The organism is Kitasatospora sp. NPDC059571 (assembly GCF_042735675.1).
Classification (GTDB): domain Bacteria; phylum Actinomycetota; class Actinomycetes; order Streptomycetales; family Streptomycetaceae; genus Kitasatospora.
This window is the reverse complement of record NZ_JBHWBW010000768.1, coordinates 1-1,974: the sequence shown is the minus strand read 5'-3', so window position 1 is coordinate 1,974 and position 1,974 is coordinate 1. Positions and strand designations below refer to the sequence as shown.

2 protein-coding genes and 1 pseudogene are annotated in these 1,974 nt (G+C 81.6%); 1 reads left to right on the top strand and 2 read right to left on the bottom strand.

Translation table 11 applies throughout. From position 1 onward, the window contains the following. A pseudogene (locus tag ACFV0G_RS38830) lies at window positions 1-265 on the top strand (hypothetical protein); the annotation flags it as partial. Window positions 266-345: 80 nt separating this feature from the next. Here ACFV0G_RS38830 and ACFV0G_RS38825 read toward each other — a convergent pair. Next, window positions 346-1,278 carry a spermidine synthase gene (locus ACFV0G_RS38825; RefSeq protein ID WP_380558459.1) on the bottom strand — a complete coding sequence of 311 codons (933 nt, stop codon included), beginning with the start codon at window positions 1,276-1,278 and terminating at the stop codon, window positions 346-348. Between the two features lie 149 nt (window positions 1,279-1,427). Further along, window positions 1,428-1,974, bottom strand: a 547-nt coding sequence (locus tag ACFV0G_RS38820) for a hypothetical protein (RefSeq protein ID WP_380558456.1), incomplete at its 5' end; no start/stop codon positions are given.

The following is a 1,974-nucleotide window of genomic DNA, read 5'->3' as shown; positions in this document are numbered from 1 at the left end:
GGCCCGGGTCGTCGCCGCGGCGGTGGGCCGGCCGCCGGCCGACCGGCCCGCCCCGACGGGACAGCCCGCGGCCGCCGACGTCCCGGCCGCGGCCGGCCGTGCGGACCGCCCGCCGGGCGGGCTCCCCGGCGGAGCGCTGTCGGTCTCCCCGGTGGTGGCCTCCGACGCCGACACCGCGGTGGCCGTGCTGGCACCGATCGCCGCTGGCCTGCTGCTCACCGGGTTCGCCATGTACAAGCACCGCGGGCTGCCGCGCGGCCACTGAGCCACCGCACCCCGGACCGGCGCCGGCCGGCGCGGGACCACTGGGCTCCGGGCCGCGCCCGGCGGAGCGGCGGCGCGGGCTCAGCGGAAGACGCCGGGCGGCGGCGCCGGGGAGGGCACGGCGGCGGCGTCCGCCACCGGGGCCGCGCCGGCCGTGAAGTCGACCAGCCCGCGGCCGTGTTCGATCCGGCCGAGCTGGGCATCGGTGGCGACCCGGCGGCCGAGCTCCTCGACCGGCAGCGGGGTGGCGGCCGCGGCCATGACCAGGTTGCCGAACCGCTTGCCGCGCAGCACCGCCGGGTCCGCCACCAGGCACACCTCGGGGAAGACCGCGCGCAGCGTGGCCGCCTGGGCCCGCGCGAACGCCAGCGCCGACCCGTCCGCGATGTTGACGACCAGTCGGCCGCCGGGTGCCAGGGCCCGGGCCGCGAGGGCGGCGAACTCCGTGGTGGCGCAGTGCGCGGGCACCCGGGCGCCCGCGAAGACGTCCGCGATCACCAGATCGGCGCCGCCCTCGGGCGCCCGCTCCAGCACCGAACGGGCATCCGCCCCGCGCACCCTGATCTGCCAGCCGCGCTCCAACGGCAGCTGGCTGCGGACGAGTTCGGTGAGCGCGGTGTCGATCTCGGCGACCTGCTGGCGGGACCGCGGCCGGGTCGCCGCGGTGTACCTGGCCAGCGTGAGGGCACCGCCGCCGAGGTGCAGCACGGAGATCGGCCGGCCCGGCGGGGCGGCCAGGTCGATCAGGTGGCCGATCCGGCGCTGGTACTCGAAGCCGAGGTGGGTGGGGTCGTCCAGGTCGACCATCGACTGCGGCGCGCCGTCGAGCAGCAGGTGCCAGCCGCGCGGCCGGTCGCGGTCGGGGCGCAGCTCGGCGGTGCCGGAGTCGACGGGCCGGACCAGCGGCCCCTGCCCGTGGCTGCGTCCGCCGGGCGGGGCGGTCTCGTCGGCGGCCGCGGTGGCGTCCGGCCCCGCGGGCGGACGGGCTCGGCCGGCCCGGTTGCTGCGTCCCATGGCACCCATTATCGGGGGTGCCCGGGGGGCGTCCGGGCGCCGGTGCGGGCGGTCGGTGCAGTTCAGCGGGGTGCGGCCCGGCCTGCCGCGGCGGGCGGGGCGGGCTCGGGTGCGGCCCGGCGCCGGGGCCGGGTGCGGTGCGGGGCCGGTCAGAACGGGCCGAGGCCGCCCGCGGTCAGGGTGCAGGCGGCCTCGCACAGCGCCGAGCGGAGCACCCAGGCGTCGGTGGGGCGGGCCAGGGACTGCGGTCCGGCGGGGGGCATCAGCCAGCGCGGGTCGGTGGGCGGCAGCAGGACCGCACCGGGCGTACAGGAGCTGCCGGGCAAGTGCCAGTTGCGGGCCGTCCCGGCCGGGACGAGGAAGGAGACGGCCGTGCCGCCGGCGCTCTGCAGCACCGCCCCGCAGGCCCGGCGCAGCCGGAGGATGTCGACGGTCTCCAGGCCGTGCCGGACGGAGACGGTGACGGTGTCGTAGCCGGCGGGGGCCCGGCCCGCGCCGCCGCCCCCGGCCGACGGGGCCTCGCGGCCCCGGCGGCGGCCCCCCTGCCGGGCGTCCGGCCGCAGCGCCGGGGCGTGGCCCGGCGCCCCGCGCGGGGGGGCCGGCCCCCGGGCGGGGGGGGCCCCGGAGCTGGTGGCACACAGCCGGGGGCACCCCGCGCGCGGGCGCGCCCGCCCGCGCCCCCCCGCCCCCCCCCCC